Annotated in this window: 6 protein-coding genes and 1 pseudogene; 2 read left to right on the top strand and 5 right to left on the bottom strand. The window is 42.0% G+C overall.

The genetic code is table 11. The features are described 5' to 3' along the window. Positions 1-98: 98 nt before the first annotated feature. Positions 99-347 carry a hypothetical protein gene (locus LGZ98_RS23100; RefSeq protein ID WP_113044398.1) on the bottom strand — a complete coding sequence of 83 codons (249 nt, stop codon included), beginning with the start codon at positions 345-347 and terminating at the stop codon, positions 99-101. A gap of 269 nt (positions 348-616) precedes the next feature. Between LGZ98_RS23100 and LGZ98_RS23095 the strand changes: the two are divergent. Further along, positions 617-721: pseudogene (locus LGZ98_RS23095) on the top strand (transcriptional regulator); the annotation flags it as partial. Between the two features lie 98 nt (positions 722-819). After that, positions 820-1,062 (top strand): SymE family type I addiction module toxin, encoded by a 243-nt coding sequence (locus tag LGZ98_RS23090; protein WP_113044397.1) that lies wholly within the window; start codon positions 820-822, stop codon positions 1,060-1,062. 71 nt (positions 1,063-1,133) lie between these two features. Here LGZ98_RS23090 and LGZ98_RS23085 read toward each other — a convergent pair whose 3' ends face one another. The 4 genes from LGZ98_RS23085 to LGZ98_RS23070 all read right to left on the bottom strand — a co-directional run. Next, complete coding sequence (locus LGZ98_RS23085; RefSeq protein ID WP_262978666.1) at positions 1,134-1,676, bottom strand: DUF3916 domain-containing protein; 543 nt, start codon at positions 1,674-1,676, stop codon at positions 1,134-1,136. Beyond that, positions 1,677-2,231 (bottom strand): hypothetical protein, encoded by a 555-nt coding sequence (locus tag LGZ98_RS23080; RefSeq protein WP_229015802.1) that lies wholly within the window; start codon positions 2,229-2,231, stop codon positions 1,677-1,679. 287 nt (positions 2,232-2,518) lie between these two features. Beyond that, complete coding sequence (locus tag LGZ98_RS23075) at positions 2,519-2,737, bottom strand: hypothetical protein (RefSeq protein WP_099142451.1); 219 nt, start codon at positions 2,735-2,737, stop codon at positions 2,519-2,521. Then, on the bottom strand, positions 2,724-3,926 hold a 1,203-nt coding region (locus tag LGZ98_RS23070), incomplete at its 5' end, for a VENN motif pre-toxin domain-containing protein (RefSeq protein ID WP_262978665.1). The genes LGZ98_RS23075 and LGZ98_RS23070, both read right to left, overlap by 14 nt.

Raw genomic sequence — 3,926 nt, 5'->3', positions numbered from 1 at the left:
ACTGACTCAGATATTATTAGCCGCGTAGTGTATGCCTTAACTTTATGAGGCACTTCATATTGATTGGAATTCCATTTCAATTTGCTATAAATTGTATATTATCTGCAATCTGTTGTATCTATTTTTATACTCTCTCCATCAGAGATATTCCGTATTTGCAGAGCAAAATTAGCTCTAATTCTCATGGCTTCAAATGATCGGATTAAATAAAGATTCTCCAATTCATATTCTCCGCAAGCAACGAAAGGAATTTTAGGTATTAAACGATAACCAGATTGAATAGGGCCATTAATTTTTTGCCAAGAATGCGCTAAGGAATATCCAGTTAGGACTTCATAATCTTCCAATATAATTCCACACCATTCATTTATGCTTTCAGCCAACTTATCAAATAAACCCGTTTCAGGATCGAATGCATAAATACAATCATCTTTTAAACAAAACTGATTTCCAAAGATATCTTCTGCAAAAAAAGAGCGTCTTTAGCCATATCTTCATATGAATTAATCCATAGTTCACAGTTATTCCAGTCTATTAGGCCGATTTCTTCGCTCACTGTTTCATATGGAAAAACCCGTAAGGCTGACTCAAACCCATAAAATCCATTTTTTTCGTTAATAGACAACTGCAACAGATACAGATTATCAGCCAGTTGCCCCGCGCTAAGCAGAAGCTGGTTTCAGAGATGTTGGATGCGGTAATTGCACAGGCACAACAGTAAAAGACAGACAGCTAAGAGAAAGGATTTTTTAACGCGGATGGAGCAGGCGGCAACCTGCCACAACCGCTAACCACAACCAACTAAGCAGGAGTTGATTTATGGCTAACCGCGATTGTAATGCAGATTTAGCGATTTCAAAAGCCCGGCGCAGCTATAAGGTGGGGTATGCCAGCACCCGCCACGAAGACCGCAGCACCGGTATGACCCGCTATTACAGCCAGCATCCCAGTTTGCACTTAAAAGGGAACTGGCTGCAAGAAGCGGGCTTTGCGACCGGACAGGCGGTGAACATCACCGTTGAACGGGGGCAGTTGATTATCCGGCTGGCTAATGAAGGATAATTAGCTGGTATATAAAGTAAAATCTCGGCGTTGTTGGCCGAGATTTATATTTAAAACATAAATTCTTACCTTTAGTTAACTTCACCAATATACCAGTATTCAGAATAATAAGGCTTTCCCTCATCATCTTCACTTATTCTAAGAATACCTAGCTCTGAAAAACCATCGGGTAATCGTAAGTTCCATTCTTTGCATAAGCTTCGTTCACTCAATAAAGTTATTTTACCAAACCGACTATATCCGTTACGCGTATGTTCATTGAAATATTCCTCAGATGTGAATATACATAATTCACTTGAAAACATATCAGGCAATACAATGGAACAAGTAATTCTTATATTATTTTCGTTGTCTGGCTTCACCTTATAAATGTTATAAGCTGCATCTATCAAATCTTGAGCACAAATAGATTGAATGTTTTTATTTGTCTGTTTTCCTTGTACCAAGGCTGAATGCACCGGAATTTTCACATTCCAGTAACCATAAGAATAATCATTTTCAGTGATAACAGGAAAGTAGGTCCTATATGACTCGGACCATATTTTCAAGGAACGTAGTCTACGTGGTATACCACGCAGTTTTTTATTGCTCAATGCTATTCTACGCATAGACATTTATAATTTCCTTCCTTTAGCAGCATCAGTTTTGGTCTGGTTTACCGTACCATCTAAGTTTAAGACAGCCTTAAATTTTCCTTTGTTATCAAAAACCTCAAGATGGTTTTTATGTTGACCATCAAGATATAGCTGATCACCTTTTTTAATCACTTTTCCAATATTGTTATTGGCTTTGTAAACACTCTGCCCCTGATATATTTGGCTGGTTTTTTGTGTACTATTTTTTATTTGAGTACCAAAACCGGGTTGAGTAAGAAATTCTTTCATATTTCCAACAGCTCCCAGATTCGGTTGATACGATTGCTTGTCTTTTCCAACATCTCCACCGCCTTTTGCTCCAGCTTTACTGATCCCTCCGGCCACTCCCGCAGACGCCGCAATTCCCGTCTGCCCCATAATCTTCACGATTTCCTGGGTGGTTTCTTCTGAACCGCCAGTGACTTGGGCACGATGGAGTACTAAATTCCGTGACGCGTCAATATTCGACATCGCACCGCGTAAATCTGCCCATTCCCGCACTTCTGCTGGCGTGAGGGAATCCAGTCCCTGCATTCTGGCTTTTTCCTGGATTTCGCCTATCCGAGCACTGTAGTCACCTTGTAATGCCCGCAGCTCTTTAGCAACGGCAACGCACTGGTCAGCCCCTGAACACGTTGCTATCCGCTCTTGAACCTGGTCATATTCCTGCCGATATTTATCCCTAATGGCAGAACGGCAACTGCTATCACCCTGACAATTAACCAGTTCCTCACTTCTTGAACGATTCTGGTCAACGCTTAGATGATTATTGTCTACAGCAAAATCCCAGCTTAACAGCTGGGATCGTTCTTATCGGGTAACTAACGAATATCAAATAACCAAAGAACAAAGCCTGCAAAGAACCCTGACGTACTAACTTTTAGATATGTTCCAATATTATCGCCAATAAAGTGAAAAATTTCTTTTCCGCCTCCAACCCAATAACCAAGTGCTGCTGCTATCATACACATAAGAAATATGAATAGAAAAAAAGAACAAGATAAATACAGCAAAATTACTATCGATTTATTTTTTTTCATTTTGCTGCTCCTTGTCTTTTATAGCCTGCCCCATACTGTCGTTAAATATACCTGATGTTACTGAATCGCCGACGTTACCAGCTATAGATGGAACTGAACTCTGTTTCACAGGTCTTGTAATCGTCCAAATCCCGATTGGTTCCCATTCAAGTTGTTTCGATATTGGATTAAGTACTTTCTCCATAGGTACTTTAATAACATTACCTACGGCATAGCCTGCACTGGCTCCGCCTTTACTTATTATTGCATTCAAGAAAGGATCATCTCCTTTGATTTCTGCTGTGTAATAGCCGCCTACTGCATTCCAAGTAACGGTTGGGTTATAACCTTTCCCTGCTGTGATAGCGCCGACAACACCTGCTCCAATTACATCAGATAACTTCACTTCTCCTGTTGTGCCATATTGAATAGCTGCATTTACACCACTGGTGACGCCTGCTGCAAGTAGCTGTTCTTTACCTTTTGCCCCCTGAATCATCGCCTTTGCACCAAAGACCATTACAGGCCATGAAGTTGGATCTAAGGCGACAGCGGCAACTCTGTTAGAAGTGGTAATATTATCCTTCAAAAACTGCAAATCCTTACCATTCAAATACTGCACTATTTTGATGGTGTCGGGATCTTTTAGTTTCTCTGACAATCGAATTTGTAACGATCCCTCATCAAGCGCAATATTCGTATTTGCTTGAATAATTTCTTCATAAGTCACGCAGGTAATACCGCCGCCTTTGCATTTTTCCTCTAATTCGGCACTATTCTTATTGCTGATGTCCAAATACTTCTGAATGACAGCACCGCAGTCTCCTCCTTTGGCCTTACACTCGGCCAACTCTTTATCAAAACGGCGGCTTTCTTCTTCATGAAGATAGTTATTCTCAATCGCATTCTTCCCGGCTTGGGCCCCGGTGATGGCGCTGCCGGTAGAGTCACCGGTAATGCCGCCTGCCAGGCCAGCCGCCAGGGTGGAGAGGGTGCTGATGGTCTGTTTTTCCTCTTCACTTAAGTCACTGACTTTAGCATTTTCTCCGTGAATGTGCTTCATCAGTTCTCGTGCGGCCAGTTCACCGGAAGCCGCTCCTGCCGCTCCCGCCAGCGCATTGTTACCACTGACTTCGGCGGCTACTGCCCCCAGAATGGCATGGGCCAGCGTATTGGTGACGACATCGACTTGATGGGTTTTCGGGTCGGT

The organism is Photorhabdus kayaii (assembly GCF_025384895.1).
Taxonomy (GTDB): domain Bacteria; phylum Pseudomonadota; class Gammaproteobacteria; order Enterobacterales; family Enterobacteriaceae; genus Photorhabdus; species Photorhabdus kayaii.
This window is presented reverse-complemented; position numbering and strand designations above follow the sequence as displayed.